The organism is Paenibacillus ehimensis NBRC 15659 (assembly GCF_004000785.1).
Taxonomy (GTDB): domain Bacteria; phylum Bacillota; class Bacilli; order Paenibacillales; family NBRC-103111; genus Paenibacillus_G; species Paenibacillus_G ehimensis.
Genome location: NZ_BILX01000043.1, coordinates 12,014 through 35,596, shown reverse-complemented (window position 1 = coordinate 35,596; position 23,583 = coordinate 12,014). Strand labels below are relative to the sequence as shown.

Sequence of the window (23,583 nt, the reverse complement as noted above, 5' to 3'; positions counted from 1 at the left end):
GCCTTGAATGGCTCAAGGTTGCGGTTTACAGTTTCAGTGCATGGCTTGCGCCCCCGGCGATGAATTTATAGCCTACGCCATGGACGTTGATTATGTATTTCGGATTCGACGGATCCGGCTCGATTTTCTTTCGAAGGTTGCTGACATGGACGATAATCGTCCTCGTATCGTTGAAGCTTTCCTGCCCCCAGATTTCGCGGAACAGCTGCTCATGGCTGAAGGTCTGCTCCGGACGCGAGGCGAGAAAGCTCAGCAGGTCGAATTCCTTACGGGACAACGTTACTTCTTGCCCGTTCACTCTCACCACACGGCTTAACCGGTCGATCCGTAAATGGCCGACGACCAGCTTGTCGGGCTGTCCTCCCGCATGCCCCGACGCAGCCAAATGCGGCCTGCGCAGATGCGCGCGCACCCGGGCCATCAGCTCGTTCGGGCTGAAAGGCTTCGTAATATAATCGTCGCCGCCCAGATTCAAGCCGGCGATTTTGTCCGCTTCGTCTTTTTTGCAGCTCAAAAATAAGATCGGCACGGGCGAAACCGCCCGAAGCTCGCGGCATACTTCAAAGCCGCTTCGCCCCGGCAGGAGCACGTCCAGTATCGCCAGATCCGGCCGCTCCGCCTCCGCGATCTTAAGCGCTTCTTCACCGCTGGTTGCGAGCAGGACACGGTATTTGTTTTTTTCCAAGTAAAGACGGATCACTTCCCGAATCTCGGGATCATCTTCCACAACTAATACTGTTTGCTCCGTCATCCGTTTCACCACCGCATCGATGTAGTTCCCTGGTCCTAAGAAGAGAATAAACAATTGGACTGTTGCCGGTCAAGCTTTTTTTGGAGGGTTGGCGACGGGTATCGTGAAGCAGATCACGGTGCCCCGCCCCGGTTCGGTGTGTTCGACCCAGATGCGTCCCTCATGGTACTCTATGATTTCCCTGGATATGGAAAGCCCGAGCCCTTTGCCGCCTGCCGCGGAATTGCGCGACCTGTTGCTGGTATAGAACCGGTCGAACACGTACGGCAAGTCCCGTTCGTTAATGCCGCCACCCGTATCGCTGACCCGGCACAGGAGCCGCTCTCCGTCGTCGACCATTTCTACCTGAATGGAGCCGCCTTCCGGCGTGAACTTGATCGCATTGAAGATCAAGTTGCTGAACACTTGGTGCAGCCGCTCCAGATCGACCTCCACCGCGGAAAATTCACGCGCTTGATCGTCCCCCTCGGTCCGGAGCGTCAACGTATAATGAATGCCCGCATTGCGCGTATCCAGCTCGTAGCGGCTGAACAGCAGCTCGATTAGGCGGTCGGTGCGCATGAGCTGCTTTTTGAAGGTCACCTGCCTTGCTTCAAGCTGGGAGAGCTGGAACAGGTCCTCGATCAATCGGTCCATGCTGACGACTTTGCTGTGAATGAGCCGCAAATAACGCTCCTTCTGTTCCTCCGTATCCACGATGCCGTCCAGCACAGCCTCCAAGTAGCACTGGATCGTCGTCAGCGGCGTGCCCAAATCGTGCGATATGTTGCTGAGCAGCCGGCTCCGGGACTTCTCCATCCGCGACAGCTCGTCGTTTTTCCGCTGCAGCTCCAGATTGGCCTGCTCGAGATCGGCCGTCCGTTCCTTGATTTTGTCGTGCAATCCGCTGTTCAGCTGCGTCAAAGCGGCCGAAAGCTTCTCCTCGCTCCCGTATCCCCGCGACAGCTTGACCGACAGCAGCACCGACTGGGAGAAAATAAAGATCAGCAAACCAAAAGCCGACATCTTGTCCGTTGTCTGCACCAGCTCGTGAGCGTACAGCATGTCGTTGACGATCGTCGCCGCAAAGATCAAGCTGGCGAGCAGCAGCAGTCCCCCACCCTCTCTTCTGCGCAAAAAAGCGAGCACGATGATGCTTAAAATGTAGCAAACGCCCGCTCCCACAATCAGCTGCAGGAAGACAAGCCATTTCGTAAACAGCTCGGTCGGCAGCAGCGGAATGACAACGGCGTACGCCAGCGTTATCGCGCAGAAGAACGTCGTTATTTTCCGCGAGCTTTCCCTCGGATACATGCTGGAGAAAAACAAGACGAACAGCGGCATGCTCAAATCCGCCGTCATATATTCCAAAACCAACGCCAGCGTCCAATCAAAGCGGGGAAACGCCTGGGTTACGACCATTTCCCCGATCAGCGCCATGCGCAGGCAGAATACAAGGCAAAATAAACCGAAATAAAGCATGGCCAGCTCTTTGGTCCGTACGACGAACAGACCGAGATGGTAGAGCCCCATGATCAGCAGGCTGCCGATCAGCAGCGTATCGAAGCCGACCGACAGCTGCTTCGCCCTCGCCACCGACTCGAACAGGCCGAACTCGATCGGCTGCCGGATGCCGCCCTTCTCATGCGAATAGTTGGAGACTTGAAGAACCAGCTCCAGCTCGCTTGTATGGGTGTGGGCTACGGCCAGCTGGGTTAAAAAATGAGGCTTCGATTCCGGCTCGGATCTGCTTGTGGTTCCGGCCGACGCGATTTCCTTACCGTTTATCCACAGCTTATAAGACGTATAAATCGGGGGAAGCCGCAGGGCGAGCATCCGCTCATGATCAGACAACAAAATCTTGAGGCGGTATGTGGCATACCCTTCGCCCGTCAGCACCTTTCCGTCCGTCGTCGTGCCGTTCCATGAACCCGGAAGACTGGCGTAGCCCGCTTCTCCGAAGCGTTCCGCCGCAAAATCTTCAGGGTGCTTGAATTCGTTCCAGTAAAACTCCCACTCGCCGTTCAGCGGAAGGTGCCCTTTCCGATCCCAGTTCCATTCCCGCAGATCCAGTTCGCCCCGAACCGCCTTCGGTGCTGTGCCGTAGTTGAAAAACAGCCGTTCTCCTGCAATCAGCCCTACGATCAAAAATACGATAATGGTAAAAAATGCGGCAATCCGCCTCGATGTTCGTTCCAGCGGCATGTGCTACCTCACGCTCCTCCGGCTTCGAGATACCGGCGGATGCCGCTTGCGATTCTTTCAGCCAATTTCGTTTGGTATTCTGGTTGATATGATGATTGTTTGAAACTGATCGGTTCGATCAATTGTGTATTCGCCCCTCAAGCGTTAAATCCTGCTTTTTCCAAGCTCCGGCCTCAGGCGTGCGGAGCCGACTGCTTCGAGCGGACCGACGTCCAATCCGTACGGTAGAACCGGATGCACAAGGCCATCGCAAAGCATGCAAGGAAGGCGTAAAGCGACAGCCAGGCGCCGGTGCTGCCAAGATCCGCCACAAAGGTTAAGACGTAGGCCAGCGGCACAAAGAAGAGCCAATTGAGCATCAGAGACGCCCGCAGCAGGAAGGTCGTATCGCCCAGACCGCGCAGCGCTCCCGCGTAATAATTCAACAGCCCGTCGAACAGCTGCAGGAAGGCGGAAATCATGATGAGTTTTCCGGCCAGCCGGAATACGGCAGGCTCGCTTGAATACAGACGCGCCACCGCTTCCGAGAAGACGAACTCAACGATGCCGAGCGCCAGCAAAAACAAGCTGCCCAGCACCGCGACGTCGGTGCCCATGCGCCTCGCCCGCATCGGTTGTCCCCGCCCGATCTCCTGTCCGACCAGAATCGTCGCCGTCGCCCCGAAGGCGAACGCCGGCATAAACCCGAGTCCCATCACATTCAATGCGACTTCGTTGGCGGCCAGCGCCTCGGTGCCAAGCCGGGTAACGAACATCGTAAATACGAACATGGCCGCGCTCATGGCCAGCTCCTGCATCCCCAATTTGCCGGATTCGCCGGCAATCAGCCGCGCTTCGCTCCCATTGATCGCTACACGCCGCCGAGTGGCGTAGCGGGCATGCAGACGAACGAAGAAGACGTAGGCGCTGCCAGCAGCCCTAAGCCTTCGCCGATAAAGACCGCCATTCCCGCACCTGCCAGGCCGATCTCGGGAAATCCGAGCTTGCCGTATGTTAACGCATAGGTAAAAAAGATCATGGCCGCGTTTGCGATAATGGACATGATCATCGGCGTGCGCGTATCTCCGATCCCCCGGAAAAAACCGTGAAAAATAAAGCTTATCGTAAAACAAGCCACTGCGAACAACCGGAAGCGAAGGTAAGCCTCGCCCGTCGATACCAGCTCCTCGGAGCCTCCCATCAGCCGCAAAATCAGGTCCGGGGCCAGCCAACCGACCGAAACGGCCAGCAGCGCCACCGCGATGCCGACGTATAGCGCGATATACGTCCGGCGGATTGCTTGATCCATTTGTCCGGCCCCGTAATTTTGCGCCACCAAATAATTGATCGAATGCCCGAAGCCCGAACAAAGAGCCCATGCGTTATAAGCAACGATATTGGACACGCCGACGACCGCGATGACAAGCGCTCCCATCGGCCCGACCATAATCAGATTGATTGTACCTGTCACGGTGCCTGAAGCAAAAGAAATGACGGAAGGAAGCGCTAATCCGAGTATCCGCCTCCAGTTTTCAAAAAATCCGGCCTGCTGCTTGTTCATTTCTATGCCCTCGGTTTATATGAGAATTTTAACCTATCTCTTCCCATTGTGCCTGAATTTGCCGAACTGAACAAGGGAGAAAATACTATAGTCGTTTTTTCCTATTCCAAGGCAGATCCGCACTGCCTTCTTTCCTACGTAAAACGGCCCGCGTAATCCGCCGGGCCGGGTAGAAGTTTTAATGATACGATATAATGGCTGACACTCCGTAGTACATTCAGGGCATGCTTATTTGCTTTGGTACGATAAAGCGAAATCCAAGGTGCCGCCCGAGCGGTCGCTCAATACCAGATCGGCTTTTCCATTGCCGTCGACGTCCCGAATCATTGGTTGAACGCCGCTTCCCGGCGTTCCCCAAGGCCCGAAGCCGGAAAGCAGCTTCCACTCCCGGTCCTCGTCCTTCAAATAGACGGTGCAGCGCATCGTCTTCGGGTCCCAGCGGAGTGCGTCTTCGCGGCCGTCTCCGTTAAAGTCCCCGAGCCGGATCAAGCCGTCTTCATTCGGAAGACCAAGGTCGACACGGGTCAGCTTCCACTTCATGTCGACGGGATCCGGCTGAAGCTGAATACCGCCCGAGGCGCCGTCTTTGGAAGCAAACAGCGCAGGCCCCCCCTCCGTACGAACCTGAAGCTCCTGATTCATTTCGCTTCGGAGTTTATACGGCTTGATCGGCTTCAGCTCCTTCCCCCGGATTCGCCAGCCGTATAGCTTAAGCTTATCCTTCGTTAGCCCGGCAACAATCACTTCGCCGCTCGATAACGGGAGCGTATATAAGGAGCTCCAAGCTTTGGCCTCGATTTTCCAGCTCTGCGCCAGATGGAACTGCCGCCCGTCCGATATATAGCGATCCAAGCGCCCGTCCGGATTCGCTGTCCAGAAGCTGCACGGGCCTTCCGCATCTTTGCCGCTCACGGCGGCGGCAGTCCCGTTCGCATATTCCGCCTGCCCCCATCGCACAGGCTCGGGTTGGGCCGCATTGCGCAGTCCCTTGTACCGGCCGGGAATCACGCTGATCTCCCCGTTCGCCGCATTCCACTGCACCGTATCGGCTTGCCCGTCGCCGTCAGTATCCTCGAGAAAAACGCTCTGTTTGCCGCCCGGTAGCAGCTTGACGCTCTGAGCAGGCGTGAACGGAACATAGTCGTGGATGGAGCGGAAGGCGTACCCTTTCGCCCGAAGGCCGGCAATGAGCTTTTGCAGCACGCTCTTGTTCTCTTCGGGGTACCGGTATTCCGGAATACCGTCCCGCATAACCGGCTCGCCATCCGGGCCCAGGACGGGAGTCAGGTATTTAAACTCGAGAAAAGGATGATAAAAAAAGGAAGCCAGTTGATTCGATTGACCGACCCGGTCGAGAATCATTTTTTCGTCTTTATTGGAAGGGATGTAATCGTAAGGTGTAGGAACGTAAGCGGCGCCAAGCGTCGGACTGCCGTACCCGGAATTGCGCTGATTCCAATAAAAGACGCCTTCGGCATCGCGGTGAGACTGTACCTCCGCCTGATAGTTCAAGCCGAAGTAGGAGCGGAACACCCGATCCTGTTCGGCGGTGGTCCGGTAATGCGGCGCCTCCCAGAACTGCGGCTTCAGTCCTGCACGCTCGAATATCGCAAGCCCGTCTTTAATACGCTGCTCCGCATACGACGCCTTCGTCGTTTCCTCCACATCGGCCACTTGGAACTCGTTGCCGATCCCCGATTCGTGGTGACCGTCATCGCGGCGCACGCTGCCGACTTGGTGCGTATAGCCGTGCATGCCAATGACCGCGCCGCTGTCCGAAGCCTGCCGGAGCACCTTGCGGAAAGCGGCCGCGTACGGATCGCCTTCCTGATCGAGCGATACGTCGTACCGCGATCCGTCCGGGGGCAGATTGATCCAGCGGGGAATGACCGCGATATGGTAAGCCACCTTCCGGTCGCGCAAATATTCCAGCACGGTTCTCAGCTTTCCAAGCTCCTCAAGCGAAGCGTACTGTCCGCCGGGACCGATGTCCTCCAGCCGCATCATGACGAATTTGGGCGTACGCGCCCCGCCTTCTACGGTAAAAATGCGATACGCCGACAGCAGCAGCGTAAGCGTAATTAAGGAAATAACAAAACGTAGCCATTTCGAATGGCGCAAATAGGTCATCGGGTGTCTGGAGCTCCCTTCTGGCTGCGTAAATCTACACCAGATTGTAACAGATTTCCCGCCGGGCGAGTATGTTTTTTTGCGGCGGCAGGCGATAGGGATGAAACTATGGCTTATTAACCAATATTGCCTGGTCCTCCCTGCCGACGGACCTAAACGTCTCTGCGCCGCACGAATCATATGAAGAACGAGAAATCCGAGAGAGGGGTGCTTTCGACGCATGGAAAATCAACTGCAAGAGATCACAAAAGAGCTGACGGACCTGCATAAGCGGTATGCCGGAATTTCCTTAAGCTTTGCCGCCCTTGAGCGGAAACTGTCAGCCATGGAACACCGCATGAATACCCTTGAAACCGAATTTGCGAGGCAGGTCCCCTTTCTGCCGGAAGAAACCGGCACGCCTGCCCACTGAAGCGCTTAAAGCCGCTGTTCTCCATCCGTATCTTTATCCCGCCAAGAAGCTCTCAGCCCCTGTCGTCCGGAGGCTTGCGACTTAAGCGCAAGCTTCCATGCGCGCCTTGTCCCCCGGTTGCCCCTCCAAAAGTCCGCTCTCCGAGGCTTGTCATTTACTTCCCGATTCGGCAGGTTATATAATGAAATGGCCGCCTCTCTGCCGTCCTTGGCGGCCGGGAGACATTGTTTTAAAGCCGATTTGGCGCTGCGGCTCCAAAGTTCCTGAATCCCGCCCGGATTGCCTCTGGGCCTATTTTTAATCTGTTATGATGGGGGGAAGCGTGGTATAATGAATCGAACGCGACAGGCAGGTGATATCAAAATATGCAAAAAATCCCAGTCATTCGTGATAAAAAAAGTTCTGACATCACCATCATCCCTTCCGATGAAGTCGTTAAAATCGAATGCGTGCGGGATAAAGAATATATCATTCATACGGTTTCCGATAAATATTACTGGGCAGCGTCGCTGGAAGCTTTCGAAGAATGGCTGTACGAGGAAGGCTTTCGCCTGATCGATCAGATGAATGTGGTCAATATGAACCACGTAACGGAGTACGAGCCGCGCAAAGGCATCGTCACACTGCAGCACGGTCCTACGACCCGTTATAAAACCGCTTCCGCCGCATGGATTCACGGCGAGCATATTACAAACGTTATGAATCTTCTGGGAAAGATGAAGGATCTCGACAAAGGCATCATCGATGACGATGCCGATCGCATCTTCGAGAACGTGCTGGCCCAGGAAGAGGATCACCGGTTCGCCCGGTCCTATGCGATGATCAAAGCGCTGTACGATAAGAAAAAAACCGAGCTGCTGCTTGAAGAAAGCGAACTGCGCTATAAATCGCTGTTCGAGCACAATCCTGACCCGATCTGTTCGCTGAACCTGTCCGGCCTCATTACGAGCGTCAACCCCGCCATGTTCGACGTCACCGGCTACGCGGAAGCGGATTTGCTTCACCGAACGATCAATCCGCTGATTCTCCCGGAAGACTACACGCGGTGGCTCGATCATTTCGAGGAAACGCTCAACGGCATGACTCCTCATTATGAGATTACGTTTGTGCGCAAGGACGGCAATCCGGTCGAGCTCAGCGTATTTAACTTCCCGATCTTCGTGAACAAGCAAATCGCCGGCGTTTATATGATCGGGCAAGACATCAGCGAGCGCAAGCGGGCCGAGGAAATGATTCTCCGTTCCGAAAAGCTGTCGATCGTCGGCCAGTTGGCCGCCGGCGTCGCTCATGAAATCCGCAATCCGCTAACGTCGCTCAAAGGCTTCGTCCAACTGCTCCAGGGCAAGGTAAGCGGCTACGACAGTTACTTCGAAATCATGATCGACGAGCTGGAACGGATCAATTTTATCGTAAGCGAGTTTCTGGTCATCGCGAAGCCGCAAGTCGTCAAGTACCAGCCGAAAAACGCCTTCACCATTCTGGAAAATACGATTATGCTGCTCGGCTCCCAAGCGATGATCCATAATGTCGACATCGTCACGGAAGCGGACCCTGATCTTCCCGAAATCAATTGCGACGAGAATCAAATTAAGCAGGTATTTATCAACATTCTGAACAACTCCATCGATGCTATGCCGGAAGGTGGACAAATCCGCGCCGAATTCCGCAAAATGGAGGGCGGAAAGCTGCTGATGCGGTTTACTGATCAAGGCTGCGGCATTCCGGAAGAGCGAATCCCCAGACTGGGGGAACCGTTCTATACGACCAAGGAGAAAGGCACCGGACTCGGTCTCATGGTCACCTTTAAAATTATTGAAAATCACGGGGGCAGCATGAAAATAAGCAGTGAGCAGGGCAAAGGCACGACCGTAGACATTTATATGCAGGGCGTCCGTAAGATCCGGTCTTAGCAAGCGGCAAGGAAGCCCGATATAAGAAAACAGCCTTTCGAGTCCGGCGGGATTCGAAAGGCTGTTTGCATTTGCGGCGCCGCTTCTTATTGCTTGAGCGTAGTGATGTATCGTTTGGCCAGACCGCTTGGCGTATCGAACGCTTCGTAGACCCGGATGGTAAACGGATTTTCGAGCTGCTCGGTTTTCGCGGTAAACGTTAAAATCTGCTTGCCTGTAATCAATTTGTTCGGGCCGGTAAACGGGCCTTCAGCCGTACCGAGCATGCGTCCTTGCGAATCCACCAGCTCCATGTAAAGTCTGGAGAAGTTCTGGTCGACCACGACGTTGTCGGTCTGCTTCACATCCAGTGTAAACGACAGCTTGTAGCCGTAGGACAGGCTGGTCAACCCAGGAGCGGTTGTAGCGGACAATGTCCAATCGACGATTTTCAGATCAAACGGATACATGGCGAACGTATCCCCCGCCGTCTCTCTGCTTGCAGCCGTCTGCAGCGAAGCGATCGTGCTCGTATAAGGAGCCGCGGACTGCGTATCCAATAGCTTGATCGTCAGCTGCTTGCCGTCCTCCGTCTTCGGCACGTTGAACGAATAATTCACGACATAGCTCATGTTCGGGTTAAGTGCAGCCGTAACCCCGGATTGCCGTGCGCCCGCATAAGCGGCTCCGTCTCCTCCGACGATCTCGGTCTGGAAGGCAGGCACTGGCACCGGCTTATCGCTCTTGTTCGTGATCCGGAATTTGGCCACGACCGAATGAAAGCCGTTGTCGCTTTCATGAAGATGCATTTCCATCAGGGCTACTTCCGTGTTGGCATCGATCATCTTATTCAACGGATCGAAGACGATGGGGTTGCCGGTCCGGTAAGAAATCGCAGGAGCCGTATCCGTCTGCGCGCCGCTCGGAACCGCAATCTGCACCCGGCCGACGTCAAACCCCGTTGCCGTAGCCGGTGCGCCCTGTCCTCCCCCCGATACGAACGTTTCGGTCGTCGTCACGAATAAGGAGGTCAGCGTCACGTTGTTTTCGACCGGTACGGCAAAATGAATATATTTTTTCTCGCCGACATCGACCGTTACGGTGCCAAGCTCCGTGCGGGCGCCGGTATACGTTTTATGATCCGATTGTCCGTCGATGCGGAATTCGGGTACCGTTTCCCGTCCGAGGCCCGGGTTTTCTACCAACAAGGTGACGAGCGCCACCGGCCCCGTTGCTGCCGCTGCTCCAGTTCCTGTTGCCGCTCCAGCCGCATTCGGTGCAGCTGTCGCAGCCCCGGCGGGTGCGCCGGACGATCCGCCAGGCGCAGCTGCCGCACCGTCGGGAGCTGCCGAAGCCCCTCCCGCTCCTGGCGTGGCTGTGCTGCCGGAAGTTTCGCCGGCCCCGCCGCCGGCCGCCGCTCCCGTGGAAGCAGCGCCGGACGATCCCGCAGAAGCGCCGCCTGTCGGATATTGTACCTTGATTGCCGCAGGGGTATACCGCAGGCTGGAATTCAACCCCGGGATCGTAAACGCTTCTCCCCACCCTTTCGGCTCCGCGGCTTTATCCGTCCCTGCCGCCGAAGCATACCATACTTGCTTGGCGCCTAGTGGAATCGTCAGCAGATTCGTTTCCTTTTTCGGATATACGTATTCATCCACATTGACGAAGGACAGCTCCGACAGTTTAATTGTCGGCGTGCCCTCGATGACGGTCATATAAACCAGCTCGCCGATTTCGCCCGGCTCGAGCGCCGGCTTGTTGGCAGTGCTCGGCTTCAGCGTATATCGGATCCCGTCCGTCGTACGGACGTGCAGCTGATGATCGGGAATCCGGGTTTTCTGCGTTCCGCCGTTATACAAGCGAACGGACGCGCCTATCCGTGTGCCGCCGGCGGTCGTCTCTACCGCCAGACTTTTTACCGCGGCGCGGATCGAATCCGTTAAACCGAAGTTGCTTGGGGCGGCCGCTGTCGCTTGTGGCGCTTCGGCCGCCAGCGCCGGCAGATTTGCCGGAAGGAGTGTCGTCCCGATAATTACGAAAGTTAGCGCTGTTTTCCAAGGTTGTTTCATGGATGATTCCTCCTTATCCAGTCGATCTTATTTTTTAGCCGGCTCTTGAGCCGCCGGAGAGGGTTGGCCTTGAGGGGCCGGTTTGGCCACCTCCACCTTCTGGCCGTCCTTCAGCTGGTGCTGCCCGCTCGTTACGATTTGTTCGCCTTCCTTGACGCCCTCCAGCACCTCCTGATAAGCGTCGCTGATACGTCCCAGCTTGATTTTACGCTTCTGGACCGTATCCCCTTGAAGGACGAAGACGAACGAATTCGACTCTTCACGGACGATACTCAGCGTCGGAACGGCTGCAACCTGCTCCTCCGCCTCGGTGGTGAGCTGAACCACGGCCCGGGTTCCCGGCTTCAGCTTCTGATCCGCATTCTGAACTTCCAGCTCCAGAGAATACGATTTGGTCGCCGCGCTCATGACGTTGGATAGGAACGTAATTTTGGCCATGCCTTTATCGGCCGGGTTATCCGGGCTGTAGTATGCAAGCTCCTGCTTGTTTTTGACCAGCTCATACGACGGCTCCGACAGCTCCACCTTCAGCTTGATCGGATCGATCTGCTGAACCTGGCCTACCTTGCCGTTTGGCGAGACGGTCCCGCCAAGCTCTACTGTAAAGTCCGTCAGCACGCCGCTGACAGGCGCTTTGACGTCATAATTCTCAAGCGACCGCTGAGCCTCCTCCAAGCTTATCCGTGAGGACTCTACCTCCGTCTGCTGCTCCGCCAGCGAGTTCGATTTGTCCAAGGCCGCCAGCTTGTTGCGCTGCGCCTGCACATCCATCCGGGCGTTGTTCAGCGCCTGCTCGGCCTGTTCCACCTGTCGCTGCGTCGCTTGGCCCGCGTCAAAGTCGTTGCGCATTTTGTTGTAGTCTTTCTCCGCTTCGCTCGCCTTCTGTTCCGCCTTCGTAATCTCGTCCTGCAGATTGCGGCGGGAGTTGGCGTTGTCCTCCACCGACTTCGCAAGCGTCTGCTCCGAGCTTTTCAGCTTGATCTGACTTTTCTTCAAGGTGGACTCGGCCTCGCGATTGTCAATCCGAAACAGCACCTCGCCCGCCTGCACGACGTCCCCGCGTTTTTTCAGAACTTGAGTAATCTGGCCGCTCGCCTTCGGGATGACGTCCATGGCGGACATCCCCACCACTTCCGCCACTTGCTCGCGCGGATCGCTGATTTTGCGTTTGGCAACCGCCTCCGTCTTTACGGGGCGGTTATCCAGCTTGAGGTCAACCGTAGCTTCTCCCTTGGCGCCCGGAGCCGAGCATCCGGCCGCAAGCAGGGCGGCCGCTGCCAGTACGGCGAGAACCCGAAGCGTGAGGGCTTTCTTCATCGCCATGTCTTTACTAACCTTTTTCATCTTTCCGTGCCTCCTCCTTCGTTACATCTCGATCGTCGCCGGCTTCGAACCGTCGCCTGGTTTTTTTCGGTTAAACCATCCGGAAATCCGGTTTTTCCAGTTCTCTATCATTTCATAAACGATCGGGACTACGACCAGCGTGAGAATGGTCGAAGTCGTCAAGCCGCCGATAACGACGACCGCAAGCCCTTTGGAAATCAAGGTGCCATGCGCAAATCCCAGCGCAAGCGGCAGCAGCGCCATGATCGTAGCCGCAGCAGTCATAATAATCGGACGCAAGCGGACCTTGCCCGCTTCCATCAGCGCGTGGCGCACCGTGTACCCTTCCTCCCGGAGCTGCTGCACCCGTTCAAGCAGCACGATGGCGTTCGTTACGACGATCCCGATCAGCATCATAAAGCCGATCATCGATGTGACATTAAGCGATTCCCCTGTTATGAGCAATGCCAGCAGACCGCCGATAGCCGCAAGCGGCAGCGAGAACAGAATAGCGAACGGAGCCGAGGCGTTGCCGAAGGCCAGCACCATGACCAGATACACGATAAATACTGCGACAGCCATCGCCAAATACAATTGGCCGAAGCTTTCATCCGTGTCCTTGTTGACCCCTCCGAGCTCGCGTGTTACCCCCTCCGGGAGCTCAAGGGTCTTCAGAGCTTCGTTTACCTGGAGACTGACGCCGTTTTTGTTCGGGCTATTAATTTTCGCTGTGATGGAAACCTCTTGCTTCTGGGATTTCCGGGAAATGCTCGCCGGGGCCTCCACCTCGCGGATTTTGGCCACTTCATTCAAATAAACGGTTCCGGTCTTCGTCGAAAGCGGGAGCCGGCCAAGCTTCTCAAGCGTATCCTTATCCTTTTTAGCAAGTGAAACGGTCGTCTTGTACGTTACGTCGTCCAGCTTGATGTCGCCGAGCTGCTGCTTCTGCACCCAGCCCCGCGCCGTTTCGCGGATCGTACTGACATCCAAGCCATACGTACGCGCCTTTTTCGGGTCCACGACGATATCGACGACGGTTTTGGCGTCACTTAACGCGTCCTTCACTTCGTACAGCTCCGGGAACTCCGCAAGCTTCTTCTTGACGATTCCTGCAGCGGCAATCAGGTCCTTCTGATTGTCTCCGTACAAGGTGTATCCAAATTCAGTCGTGGACGGACCTCCTCCGCCAAGGGAAGAGGGGAGAACTTCGGAGCCTTTCGGCAGCTCGGCCAAAATCGCGTTCTTGAACTGATCCCTCACTTGATCGGGCTTCACGTTCTCGTTCGTTTCCACAAAGAGCTGGAACGCGTATGGCACCCGGTCGTTATTCACTCCGTCTCCGCCGTTATACCCGACGAGCGCCTCCACATAGCGGAACACGGGGTCGCCGTTCGAATCCTTGCTCTCCATCAGCATCGCTTCCAATTCCTTGGATTTGAGATCGGTCGCCGCATAGGAGGTCTCGTAGGGCAGCTTCACGGTAAAGTACATGTTGCGCGGCTGGGCACCGTCAGGAAAAAAGGCGATTGCCAAGTTAGGCACGGCAATGACGATCGAAAGGATAAACAGGATACCCGATATGAGCAGCGACTTGATCCGGTGCGTCAAAGACCACTCCAGAATCGATTCATACATCGAGGTAAACCGGCCGACCTTCGTTTCGTCGTGCGCTTTGAAACGTTTGCTCCGCAGCACCAGCAGCTTTGCGAGCATCGGAATGACGGTCACCGCTACCAATAACGAAGCCATCAAGGCCACGGCAATGGTAATGGCGAACGGTCGGAAGAATTCGCCGACAATTCCGCTGACCATGCCGATCGGAGCGAACACGGCGACGGTTGCAATCGTCGAGGACGTAATGGCCATCGCGACCTGCTTGGTTGCCATCAGGATGACCGATTCGTTGCGCTCCTGCGCTTTTTCCAGCGACGTATAGATATTCTCGATAACGACGATCGCATCGTCCACGACCCGTCCGACAGCGATGAACATGCCGCCTAGCGTCATCATGTTAAGCGTGATGTTTAAATAATGCAGCAGCATGAGCGTAATCAGCATGGAGAGCGGAATCGAGACGAGAACCACGAGCGTCATCCGGACGTTGCGCAGGAAGATGAGAATCATGAGCGAAGCAAGTATCGCCCCCATCACGCCTTCCCGCAGCATGCCGCTGATCGATTCCTTTACCTCGTCGGCCGTGTTAAAGATCGAGCGGAAGGTGACATTCGGCATCGTCGTCTTCCAATCGTTCATCAGCTTGTCGGCGGCATCCGAGAACTCTATGGCGTTCGCTTCGCTTGTTTTAAACAAATGAATGCCAAGCGCTGGTTTTCCGTCGAGTCTGGCCATGAATTTGGACTCCGTCACGGCGGAAACTTGGGCCACTTGAGACAAGAGGACCGTTCCGCCCGAGCTTGCGGTCAGCTCCAGCTGCTCCAGAGCATACAGGCTGTCCAAATCGCCGGATACGCGGGCCATCTTATCGTTGCCGCTCAGCTCGACGGAACCGATCGGGCCTTTGGACAGCGCGGATTCGATCGAAGCGGTCACCTGTGAGGGCGTCATGCCGAAGGTGCTCAGCGCGTCGGCATTCAGCTGGATGTCCATCGTCGTTTCCCGGTTGCCGATGGCGGTGATATGGTCAATGCCTTTAATGCCTTCGAATGCCGGCTTGATCTTGTCCTTATACAGCTTGTCGAGCTCGGTTTGACTTACGCCTTCGTTCGCCGAAACAACCAGATAATAGGCCGGCATCGACGAAAACCCGAACGTCATGGCCTTCGGCCTTTGTGCCGTAGAAGGCAAATTGACTTCCTGGATCAAGTTTTCGACTTCCCGCTTTTTCTTGTCCAGGTCCACTCCATGTTTGAACATCACCTGGACAAATGAATTGTTGTCGTTAGAGGTCGAAATCAGCTGGTCAAGATCCGGTATGTTCGCCAGCTTATCTTCGATCGGCTTCGTCACGTTGTCCATCACATCTTTGGGCGATCCCGGGTAGGTGGTGCTGATGAAGACCGCGGGGAACGAGATGTTAGGGTAGTTCTCCTTCTTCAGCTTCGTAGCCGAGTACATCCCTCCGCCAAACAGCATGGCGACGATGATGATCACTGCCGCGACATTTTTCATGGAAAATTTAATCAGTCCGTTCATTCCACTCCTCGCTCCTTTATAAATGTCCATCCGAATCTGGAAAATACTTTACCTTGCGAATATGAACGGAGCGTGAACCGGACAAAAAAAGATCAATCCGAATTGGATTGATCCTTCACGCCGGTTATTTCCTGTCCGGGGCGCCGCGTTTACCCGAGAAGCTGGGCAGCGTCACTGTAAACACGGTCCCCTGCCCGGGCTTGCTGCGCACCTCGATCGTGCCGTGATGCAGATCGACGATCTTTTTCGCGATCGCAAGTCCCAGCCCGCTCCCGCTCTTCTCCCGGTTTCTGGCGCGGTCCGCCTTATAAAACCGTTCAAAAATGCGGGCCTGATCCTCCTCGGAGATGCCGATGCCCGTATCGCCGATCCGGACCTGAATCCGGTCGGTGCCCGGAAGCAGCCGCACCCGCACCATGCCGCCCTCCGGCGTGAACTTCAAGCTGTTGGCGATCAGATTCATCCACACTTGGCTGAGCTGATCCGCATCGGCATAAATTTTCGCCGCAGGCAGCCTCAAATCGAGCTCCAGCTTTTTGGCCGACCATATTGGCTCCGTCGCTACGATGACGCTGCGAAGCTGCTCGTCCAGCGCGTACGTCGTCGGGCGAAAGGGATGATGCTCCGACTCGAGGGAAGCGAGCTTGAGCAAGTTCTCGCTGAGACGGGACAAGCGTTCCGCCTCCGTCTGAATGATCCCCAAATATTGGCGGCGCTCCTCCTCCGACATCGCCTTCTCCCGCAGCAGCTTGGAAAATCCGGCGATCGACGTAAGCGGAGACTGAATTTCGTGCGAGACGTTGGACACGAAATCCTGCCGCATCCGCTCCATCTGCTTAAGCTCTCCAGCCATCTCGGTGAAGCTTTGGGCAAGCTCGCCCAATTCGTCCTTGCGGAACTTCCAATCGAAGCCGATATTGAAATCGCCCTTCGCCATCCGTCTGGCCGCTTTGGTCATGCGCTTGATCGGTTTGACCAAGTAACGGCCGGCGACCAGGATGAACACGCTGCCGATAATCAAAGCGTTGATAAGCGAGATGTTCAAATAGCTTTCCAGAAGCCGGTCGGACTTGTTCGAGGCCGGCTGCAAAAACATGGCATACGAATGGCCGCGGATCTTCACCGGGTAACCCAGTACGCTGACATCCATGCTCGACTCGTTCCAAAGCTCTTCCCCGCGCAGCACCTGAGCGATTTCCTGCGGAGTGATGATTCTTCTCTTTTCGACATCGGTATATCCGTATAACGCTTCGTTGCCTGCCTCGTCGTATACCCTGATGAAGAAAGGCTTGGCAAGCTTGCGGTTAATCATATACAAATCGAAATCGACATTATCCGTCGCTTTATAGGTATCGATCAAATCTTGCGCCACCAGCCTCATGTCATCCCGAAGCTGCGCGTTCAGCTTCTCCGAGAAAATAAGGCCCATAATTAAAAAGGCGACGACCAATCCGAAGATGACCGCCGCCAAATAAACGAGCACCATCCGCGTGTAGAGCGTCTTGATCATCCGTTCACCTCAAGCTTGTACCCAAGCCCCCGAATGGTGCGGATCGTAAAGCTGTCCGTCTCGTCTGCAAACCGCTCTCTCAGCCGCTTGATATGAACGTCCACGGTACGGTCGTCCCCCTCGTAATCGTGCCCCCAAATTTGTTCGATCAACTGGTTCCTCGTGAAAATTTGGTTCGGGTGACTCGCCAGCTTGTAAAGCAGCTCGAATTCCTTGAGCGGCAGCGTCAGCTTCTCGTCGCCCTTCAGAACCTCATAGCTTTTCTTGTTCAGCTCGATCCGGCCGAATTGCACGGTATCTGACGCATGGATCCGGTATCGCTTCAGCAGCGCCTTCACCCGCACGACCAGCTCCAGCGGATCGAACGGCTTGACCAAATAATCGTCGGTTCCCAGCTCGAAGCCCTTGACCTTGTCTCCCGTCTCGCCCTTGGCGGTGACCATTAGAAGCGGCAGGTCCGCTTGCTGCATCCGAATATGACGGCTCAGCTCCCAGCCGTCCATAAACGGCATCATAATGTCGAGGATGACCAGCTCCACCCGGTTCTCCTGCAGCAGCTTCCAGGCGTCCTGCCCGTTCTCCGCCTCCAGCAGACGGTACCCCTCCTCGCGCAGACTAACTCGGATCAGCTCCCGGATATGCCGGTCGTCATCCACGATCAATACGGTAATCATCGACAGTCCCCCCAAAAACCGAAAAATCCGGTAAATCACAGTACCTACATGATAATGGACCCGCAGGCCGTATTTCAAGCAAACCTAATCTAAACAAACGGCTTTGGAGAGAAAAAAAGACCGTCCCCTCCGGCTGCACAAGGCGGATGAGGACGATCCTATGAGTTTATAAAAATTTACCGGTTCAGCAAGCTCCCGACATAACGCAGCAGCTCATTGGCTGAAGCGGTCGTATAACCGTGTTCTTCGACAAGACGCTTGATGACCTCGTTGATCCGCTTTAATTGGTTTTCGTCCGGCGTTTTGGTGGACGTCGTGATTTTAACGATGTCCTTCAGATCGGCGAACAGCTTTTTCTCGATCGCTTCGCGCAGCCGCTCGTGACTGCTGTAGTCGAACCGCTTCCCTTTTCGCGAATACGAGGACATCCGGATCAATATCTCCTCGCGGAACGCTTTCTTCGCATTCTCCGAAATGCCGATCTGCTCTTCGATCGAACGCATCAGTCTCTCGTCCGGGTCCATCTCTTCGCCGGTAAGCGGGTCTTTAATTTTGGTCCAGTTGCAGTACGCCTCGATATTGTCGAGGTAGTTGTTGAACAGCGTCTTCGCCGACTCGTCAAACGAGTAAACGAACGCTTTCTGCACCTCTTTCTTGGCCAGCTCGTCGTACTCCTTGCGCGCGATGGAGATGAAGTTCAAGTACCGCTCCCGCTCCTCCTTGGTGATGGAAGGGTGCTGGTCCAAACCGTCCTTGAGCGCCCGCAGCACATCCAGCGCATTGATAAATTCGAGACCTTGCCGGATAAGCGCGCTGGAAATCCGGTTGATGACATAGCGGGGATCAATCCCGCTCATGCCCTCCTCCAAATATTCGCTCTGCATCTCCTTCAAATCCGTTTCCTTATACCCTTCGACCTCTTCGCCGTCGTACATGCGCATTTTTTTGACGAGATCCATTCCCTGCTTCTTGGATTCCTTCAAGCGGGTCAGAATCGAGAAAATCGCCGCGGCCCTCAGCGCGTGAGGTGCGATGTGCACGTGCTTCATGTCGCTTTGCTTAATCAGCTTGGCGTAAATTTTCTCTTCGTCCGACACCTTCAAATTGTAAGGAATCGGCATGACGATCATCCGCGATTGGAGCGCCTCGTTCTTTTTATTGGCAATAAACGATTTATATTCGGATTCGTTCGTATGCGCGATAATAAGCTCGTCTGCCGAAATCAAAGCGAACCGGCCGGCTTTAAAGTTGCCTTCCTGCGTGAGGGAGAGCAGGTTCCACAGAAACTTCTCGTCGCATTTCAGCATTTCCTGAAACTCCATCAAGCCCCGGTTGGCCTTGTTCAACTCTCCATCAAAACGATAAGCCCGCGGATCGGATTCCGAGCCGTACTCGGTAATCGTGGAGAAATCGATGCTCCCTGTCAGGTCGGCGATATCCTGCGATTTCGGATCGGACGGACTGAACGTCCCGATGCCCACACGGTTATCTTCGGACAGCAGCACCCGTTCCACCAGCACTTCCTCGATGCGTCCCCCGTACTCGTCCCGGAGCCGGATTTGGCAGGAGGGGCACAGATTGCCCTCGATTTTCACGCCGAATTCCTGCTCAACCTCGCCTCTCAGCTCATGCGGAATTAAGTGCAAAGGCTCCTCGTGCATCGGGCAGCCTTTGATCGCATATACAGCGCCTTGATCCGTGCGGGAGAACTGCTCAAGTCCGCGCTTGAGCATGGTGACAATGGTCGACTTCCCGCCGCTGACCGGCCCCATCAAAAGCAAGATCCGCTTGCGGACGTCCAAGCGACGCGCCGCCGAATGGAAATATTCTTCCACCAGCTTCTCAATCGCCGAATCGAGCCCGAAAATCTCTTTTTCGAAAAAGTTATACTTTCGACGCCCGTTTTCCTCCAGGATGCCATGGGAGGCAATCATTTCGTACACCCGTGCATGCGCCGTCATAGCCAAATGAGGTTGCCGGCGGAGCATCTCGATGTACTCGGCGAAGGTTCCGGTCCAGGCCAGCCTTTCGGTTTCCGTGCGATAGTCGGCGATTTTCTTGAATATATTCATGATCTTTACCTCCTACGAGTTTTGCTTTAGCAAAACTGGCTTCGTAAGGATTCGCTTATGGGTTTTGCGCTAAGCAAAACCGGCTTCGAAAGGATACGCGCTTCGAAACGATGCGTAACGCCGAAAGCCGCCGCTTCCGGGCTTCGGCCCCGGCTTCTTCTTCGGATTTGAAGTGTAATAAATACCTATGCAGAAAGCAAAGGGAAGTTGACCGAAAATTTCTGGCAAAATCGGAAAGAAGCGCGCAGGCCTGTCCACACGGAAAACGAAAGGAAGGACGAAACGGAAGGAATTTTTAAACGCGGCGGAGCGGGACCGGTAGGCGGAAAGAGGGAGCCGGGGAACCGTTACGGGCGCCCCTCGACTTGGAGGCGCCGCACGGCTTCTTTCCGCGCCCGGTGCAGTCTTGTTTTTACCGTCGTCAGCGGGAGCTTTAAATAGGAGGCGATTTCGCCGGGCTTCAGTTCGTATTTTGCCTTAAGCAGCAGCACGTCCCGAAACGCCAAAGGCATCTCAAGAATCATCCCGAACATTTCACGGCTGTCCTCCCGCTTCAAATACTCCTCTTCCGCGGATGTATGGGTCTTCTCCGTCTCGATCCTGTCCGCGAGCGTGACTTTGCGAAAATAGGAGCTTCTCCGATAATCGAACACGGTATTGCGGGTGATCGTGAGCAGCCATGCCCGGACGGAGCCGTCCCCCCGAAACGAAGCGATTCGGCGGTAAGCCTTCAAAAATACATCCTGGGTAATATCGTCAGCCACATCGTGCTTGCGGGTTAATCCATAGGCATAAGTCCATACCTCGCGGCGGTGCTGCTCCATCCATGATCTAAAAAGAACCTCATCCTTGGAGGACGGGCGATTTTCCAAGTTACGGCAATTGCAGGTTTGCTCTAATTTTTGCGGCATCTCTATCCAAGCCTCCTCCGACAAACGAGCGCTTCCGGAGCGCTTTTTTTCTTTATTATGAACTTCATTGCTTAACGAGGAACTAAGAAAAGTTAACGAAATTCTTAAGATTTTCTATATAAAGACGAAAAAAACGCGCCTAACCCTGCAGGTTCGGCACGTTTCATATACACTTTCTTAAGAATTAGCCTTCTCTCCCAGGATATTCAGGCGTACCGTAAAGACGGTTCGCTCCTCGTCGCTGGATGCGGATATGGTTCCTCCATGCAGCTCGACGATGCTTTTGGCAATGGCCAAGCCGATGCCGGAACCTCCGGTATGCGTCGCACGGGATTTCTCCACGCGGTAAAACCGTTCGAAAATATGAGGCAAATCGGTTTGCGGGATCGATTCGCCGTAATTGATAATCTGGATCACGGCCTCGTCCCCTTCCTTAAAGCCCATTACCTCAAGATATTTCCCTTCGCCGCCATACTTGATCGCATTGGAGATCAAATTCTCGAATACCCGCCGGAGCTTGTTGCCGTCGGCCATGACCAGCAGCTGCGATTCAAAAAAGGTCATATGCTGCTCGATCCCGGCCTCCTGAAGCTGCAGCCGGAACTGCGCGAAAAGCTGCCGCATCATTTCGACCAGATTGATCGGAGCCTTCTGGATTGTCGCTCCCGTAATATTGCTTAAGCGGGTATATTCGAACAAATCCTGAATTAATTGAAACAGCCGCTGCGATTCCTCATACGCCATATTGACATAATAACGCAGCTCCACTTCGTCCCGGTAACGGTCCTGCTCGATCAGACCGAGATATCCGGTAATCGAGGTGAGCGGAGTACGCAGATCGTGGGACACGTTCGTAATCAGCTCGTTCTTGGTGGACTCGGCCCGCCGTTCCTCGTCGATCGACGTCTTGAGCCGCTCGACGACCTGGTTGATGTTCCCGGCCAACTGGCCAAGCTCGCCGATGGACTGCACGGGTACCTTATGGTCGAAATCGCCGTCGGCAATCCGCTGCACGTCCTCGATAATATGGATCAGGTACCTGTGGTAGCGGGCGTCTTTTTCCCGTTTGAAAAAATATAAGGCCGACAGCATAAACAAAGGCAGCGCCGTAAGATAATAAATATCCGGATAGCCGATATAATAATTAATCCAAATGAACAGCGAATTTAATGACAGCTTGGAAAAATAAATCGATTTGGCAATCGTCGTAATGACCGCAAGCACAACCGCGGTCGTTAATGCGCTCCAGAAGAGCGGCACCGCGACTCTCCAGTTAGTTCTCAATTTTGTACCCGACCCCCCACACCGTATGAATCAGCTTTTCTCCAGCCATTTCCTTCTCCAATTTCTCGCGCAGCCGGCTGATATGGACCGTGACCGAGTTGTTCGTCTCAAAGTATTTTTCTTTCCAGATCAGCTCGAAAATCTCCTCCGATCCGAAGACCCGGCCCGGGTGGCTGGCAAGCAAAAATAAAATGCCAAATTCGATCGGCGTCAGCTTGATCGGGCGGTCGTCGATCGTGACGGCATGGTTGCGTTTATCGATTTGCATCGATTTGATCTTGATGATCCCCTCTGCATCCGGCTGAGCCGTCTGCGCGCTGAAATACGACCGCCGCAGCAGCGACTTGACCCGCGCCACCAGCTCCAGCGGATTGAAGGGCTTGCCCATATAATCGTCGGCCCCCGTCATCAGGCCTAAAATTTTGTCCATATCCTCGTCCTTGGCGCTCAGCATCAAGATCGGGGTTGTCTTGTCCTCACGGATTTTGCGGCAAACCTCCATCCCGTCCAATTCGGGCATCATCACGTCCAAAATGACCAGATGGACGGTTTCCTCCTCGATCCTTCTTATGGCATCGATCCCATTATGCTCCTTAAGAACCTCGTAGCCTTCATTTTTCAAATAGATTTCCAGCAAATTCGCGATTTTATGATCGTCATCGACGATGAGGATGCGTTTGTTCATTCAAGTCTACCTTCCTTAACCGGTTAGTTTAACGGCAGATTACCACGTTCCGGGAAGGAAATCAACGACTTGGCTTTCCTCCGATGCCGTTCGGACCATACGGATGTCTCCCTTCACCATGCTGCGGGCATATGAATTCTCCTCCCCTCTCTGGTGGCAGCCACGCTTCCTTACTTTACCGCCTGCTCGTTAACCGAAACCTAAGCAAAGCTTACGAAAAGGTTACGCTTCCTTGCTAAAATCTAACAATACCGGACAAGCCTTGATTCCTGAGCCGTCCCGTTGTATGTTCATCGTAAAAACAAGAAAGCGATGTGATCGATGCGATGGGCTTTTCCGTCAAAATCATTCGGCAAGAGGATCAAAAAACGGCGAGCTGGTCGGGAGGAGCCACGACGCAAATGGCGATCTACCCGGAAGGCGCGTCCTATGAGCAGCGGAATTTCAGCTGGAGAATCAGCAGGGCGGCCATTCATGCGGAGGAGTCCGTCTTCACGAGTCTCCCCGGCTACCGGAGATTGCTGATGGCAACGCAAGGCAAATTTGTGCTGGAGCACGAGCAGCGGCATACGGCTGTGCTGAAGCCTTTTGATCAAGATCGCTTTGACGGGGCTTGGACGACCCGGTGCCGGGGGAAAGGAAGCGACCTCAACGTGATGCTGGGTTCCGGCTACTCGGCCGAAATGCGGCCGGTTCTTATCCGCGATTCTTACGCGGAAGATGTGCAGTGCTCGGCGCTGGACGAAGATTCGGTGAGCTACGAATGTATTCATCCGGTAGACGGGGATGTGGAATTTTCATCGGGCGACGATTTGTCGGTTGTGCTGCGCCGGGGAGATTTGCTCATTTATCAGTTGAACGGAAGGCCGGAAAAGCCGCCCGTGTTCCGCTATGTGAAGGTTGGAGCTCCGGTTCATGTGGTACGCATCTGCATCCGGCAAGAAGCGAGCGGTTCGAAATAAAAACAACGGAGGCCTTGTCGGACAAGGACCTCCG

The 23,583-nt window shown here is 54.9% G+C and carries 15 protein-coding genes and 1 pseudogene; 3 read left to right on the top strand and 13 right to left on the bottom strand.

The features are described from left to right. Window positions 1-25: 25 nt before the first annotated feature. From PEH01S_RS21895 to PEH01S_RS21880, 4 genes and pseudogenes are all read right to left on the bottom strand, one after another. A complete protein-coding gene (locus PEH01S_RS21895; protein WP_025849147.1) occupies window positions 26-751 on the bottom strand; it encodes a response regulator transcription factor in 726 nt (241 codons plus the stop codon). 69 nt (window positions 752-820) lie between these two features. Continuing rightward, window positions 821-2,935 (bottom strand): ATP-binding protein, encoded by a 2,115-nt coding sequence (locus PEH01S_RS21890; protein ID WP_127488008.1) that lies wholly within the window; start codon window positions 2,933-2,935, stop codon window positions 821-823. A gap of 173 nt (window positions 2,936-3,108) precedes the next feature. Further along, window positions 3,109-4,475 (bottom strand): annotated as a pseudogene (locus PEH01S_RS21885) (MATE family efflux transporter). A gap of 228 nt (window positions 4,476-4,703) precedes the next feature. Next, the gene (locus tag PEH01S_RS21880; RefSeq protein ID WP_164827973.1) at window positions 4,704-6,605 is read right to left on the bottom strand and encodes a DUF2334 domain-containing protein; all 1,902 of its coding nucleotides are present in this window, start codon (window positions 6,603-6,605) and stop codon (window positions 4,704-4,706) included. A gap of 220 nt (window positions 6,606-6,825) precedes the next feature. Here PEH01S_RS21880 and PEH01S_RS21875 point away from each other — a divergent pair, with 220 nt between their 5' ends. Beyond that, window positions 6,826-7,017 (top strand): hypothetical protein, encoded by a 192-nt coding sequence (locus PEH01S_RS21875; RefSeq protein ID WP_127488004.1) that lies wholly within the window; start codon window positions 6,826-6,828, stop codon window positions 7,015-7,017. Window positions 7,018-7,382: 365 nt separating this feature from the next. Beyond that, entirely contained in the window at window positions 7,383-8,927 is a 1,545-nt protein-coding gene (locus PEH01S_RS21870; protein WP_025849142.1) for an ATP-binding protein, read from the top strand. A gap of 86 nt (window positions 8,928-9,013) precedes the next feature. On the opposite strand, the gene PEH01S_RS21865 is transcribed toward PEH01S_RS21870, so the two are convergent. The 9 genes from PEH01S_RS21865 to PEH01S_RS21825 form a co-directional block, all read right to left on the bottom strand. Beyond that, window positions 9,014-10,975: a hypothetical protein gene (locus PEH01S_RS21865; protein WP_127488002.1), complete on the bottom strand. Its 1,962-nt coding sequence runs from the start codon at window positions 10,973-10,975 to the stop codon at window positions 9,014-9,016. Window positions 10,976-11,002: 27 nt separating this feature from the next. After that, window positions 11,003-12,319 (bottom strand): efflux RND transporter periplasmic adaptor subunit, encoded by a 1,317-nt coding sequence (locus PEH01S_RS21860; protein WP_127487999.1) that lies wholly within the window; start codon window positions 12,317-12,319, stop codon window positions 11,003-11,005. 21 nt (window positions 12,320-12,340) lie between these two features. Continuing rightward, the gene (locus PEH01S_RS21855) at window positions 12,341-15,451 is read right to left on the bottom strand and encodes an efflux RND transporter permease subunit (protein WP_127487997.1); all 3,111 of its coding nucleotides are present in this window, start codon (window positions 15,449-15,451) and stop codon (window positions 12,341-12,343) included. Between the two features lie 124 nt (window positions 15,452-15,575). Then, window positions 15,576-16,961: a HAMP domain-containing sensor histidine kinase gene (locus tag PEH01S_RS21850; RefSeq protein ID WP_025849138.1), complete on the bottom strand. Its 1,386-nt coding sequence runs from the start codon at window positions 16,959-16,961 to the stop codon at window positions 15,576-15,578. Continuing rightward, the gene (locus PEH01S_RS21845; protein ID WP_025849137.1) at window positions 16,958-17,635 is read right to left on the bottom strand and encodes a response regulator transcription factor; all 678 of its coding nucleotides are present in this window, start codon (window positions 17,633-17,635) and stop codon (window positions 16,958-16,960) included. Before PEH01S_RS21845 ends, PEH01S_RS21850 begins: the two co-directional genes overlap by 4 nt. Window positions 17,636-17,811: 176 nt before the next feature. Continuing rightward, window positions 17,812-19,707 carry a PrkA family serine protein kinase gene (locus PEH01S_RS21840; RefSeq protein ID WP_025849136.1) on the bottom strand — a complete coding sequence of 632 codons (1,896 nt, stop codon included), beginning with the start codon at window positions 19,705-19,707 and terminating at the stop codon, window positions 17,812-17,814. A 347-nt stretch (window positions 19,708-20,054) separates the two neighbouring features. Further along, complete coding sequence (locus PEH01S_RS21835) at window positions 20,055-20,618, bottom strand: RNA polymerase sigma factor (protein WP_127487995.1); 564 nt, start codon at window positions 20,616-20,618, stop codon at window positions 20,055-20,057. Between the two features lie 177 nt (window positions 20,619-20,795). Next, window positions 20,796-21,902, bottom strand: coding sequence for a sensor histidine kinase (locus PEH01S_RS21830; protein WP_025849134.1), 1,107 nt, complete (start codon window positions 21,900-21,902; stop codon window positions 20,796-20,798). Further along, window positions 21,892-22,587, bottom strand: a complete 696-nt coding sequence (locus PEH01S_RS21825; protein ID WP_025849133.1) for a response regulator transcription factor — start codon at window positions 22,585-22,587, stop codon at window positions 21,892-21,894. The genes PEH01S_RS21830 and PEH01S_RS21825 overlap by 11 nt, the downstream gene beginning before the upstream one ends. Before the next feature lie 314 nt (window positions 22,588-22,901). Here PEH01S_RS21825 and PEH01S_RS21820 point away from each other — a divergent pair, with 314 nt between their 5' ends. Next, window positions 22,902-23,549, top strand: coding sequence for a HutD/Ves family protein (locus PEH01S_RS21820; RefSeq protein WP_127487993.1), 648 nt, complete (start codon window positions 22,902-22,904; stop codon window positions 23,547-23,549). The last annotated feature ends 34 nt before the right edge of the window (window positions 23,550-23,583 follow it).

Excerpts from the sequence above, each read along its gene's own strand:
- PEH01S_RS21890 (WP_127488008.1), bottom strand. The coding sequence starts at position 2,935 with ATGCCGCTGGAACGAACATCGAGGCGGATTGCCGCATTTTTTACCATT.
- PEH01S_RS21875 (WP_127488004.1), top strand. The coding sequence starts at position 6,826 with ATGGAAAATCAACTGCAAGAGATCACAAAAGAGCTGACGGACCTGCAT.
- PEH01S_RS21895 (WP_025849147.1), bottom strand. The coding sequence starts at position 751 with ATGACGGAGCAAACAGTATTAGTTGTGGAAGATGATCCCGAGATTCGG.
- PEH01S_RS21860 (WP_127487999.1), bottom strand. The coding sequence starts at position 12,319 with ATGAAAAAGGTTAGTAAAGACATGGCGATGAAGAAAGCCCTCACGCTT.
- PEH01S_RS21850 (WP_025849138.1), bottom strand. The coding sequence starts at position 16,961 with ATGATCAAGACGCTCTACACGCGGATGGTGCTCGTTTATTTGGCGGCG.
- PEH01S_RS21840 (WP_025849136.1), bottom strand. The coding sequence starts at position 19,707 with ATGAATATATTCAAGAAAATCGCCGACTATCGCACGGAAACCGAAAGG.
- PEH01S_RS21835 (WP_127487995.1), bottom strand. The coding sequence starts at position 20,618 with ATGCCGCAAAAATTAGAGCAAACCTGCAATTGCCGTAACTTGGAAAAT.
- PEH01S_RS21880 (WP_164827973.1), bottom strand. The coding sequence starts at position 6,605 with ATGACCTATTTGCGCCATTCGAAATGGCTACGTTTTGTTATTTCCTTA.
- PEH01S_RS21865 (WP_127488002.1), bottom strand. The coding sequence starts at position 10,975 with ATGAAACAACCTTGGAAAACAGCGCTAACTTTCGTAATTATCGGGACG.
- PEH01S_RS21845 (WP_025849137.1), bottom strand. The coding sequence starts at position 17,635 with ATGATTACCGTATTGATCGTGGATGACGACCGGCATATCCGGGAGCTG.
- PEH01S_RS21855 (WP_127487997.1), bottom strand. The coding sequence starts at position 15,451 with ATGAACGGACTGATTAAATTTTCCATGAAAAATGTCGCGGCAGTGATC.
- PEH01S_RS21825 (WP_025849133.1), bottom strand. The coding sequence starts at position 22,587 with ATGAACAAACGCATCCTCATCGTCGATGACGATCATAAAATCGCGAAT.
- PEH01S_RS21870 (WP_025849142.1), top strand. The coding sequence starts at position 7,383 with ATGCAAAAAATCCCAGTCATTCGTGATAAAAAAAGTTCTGACATCACC.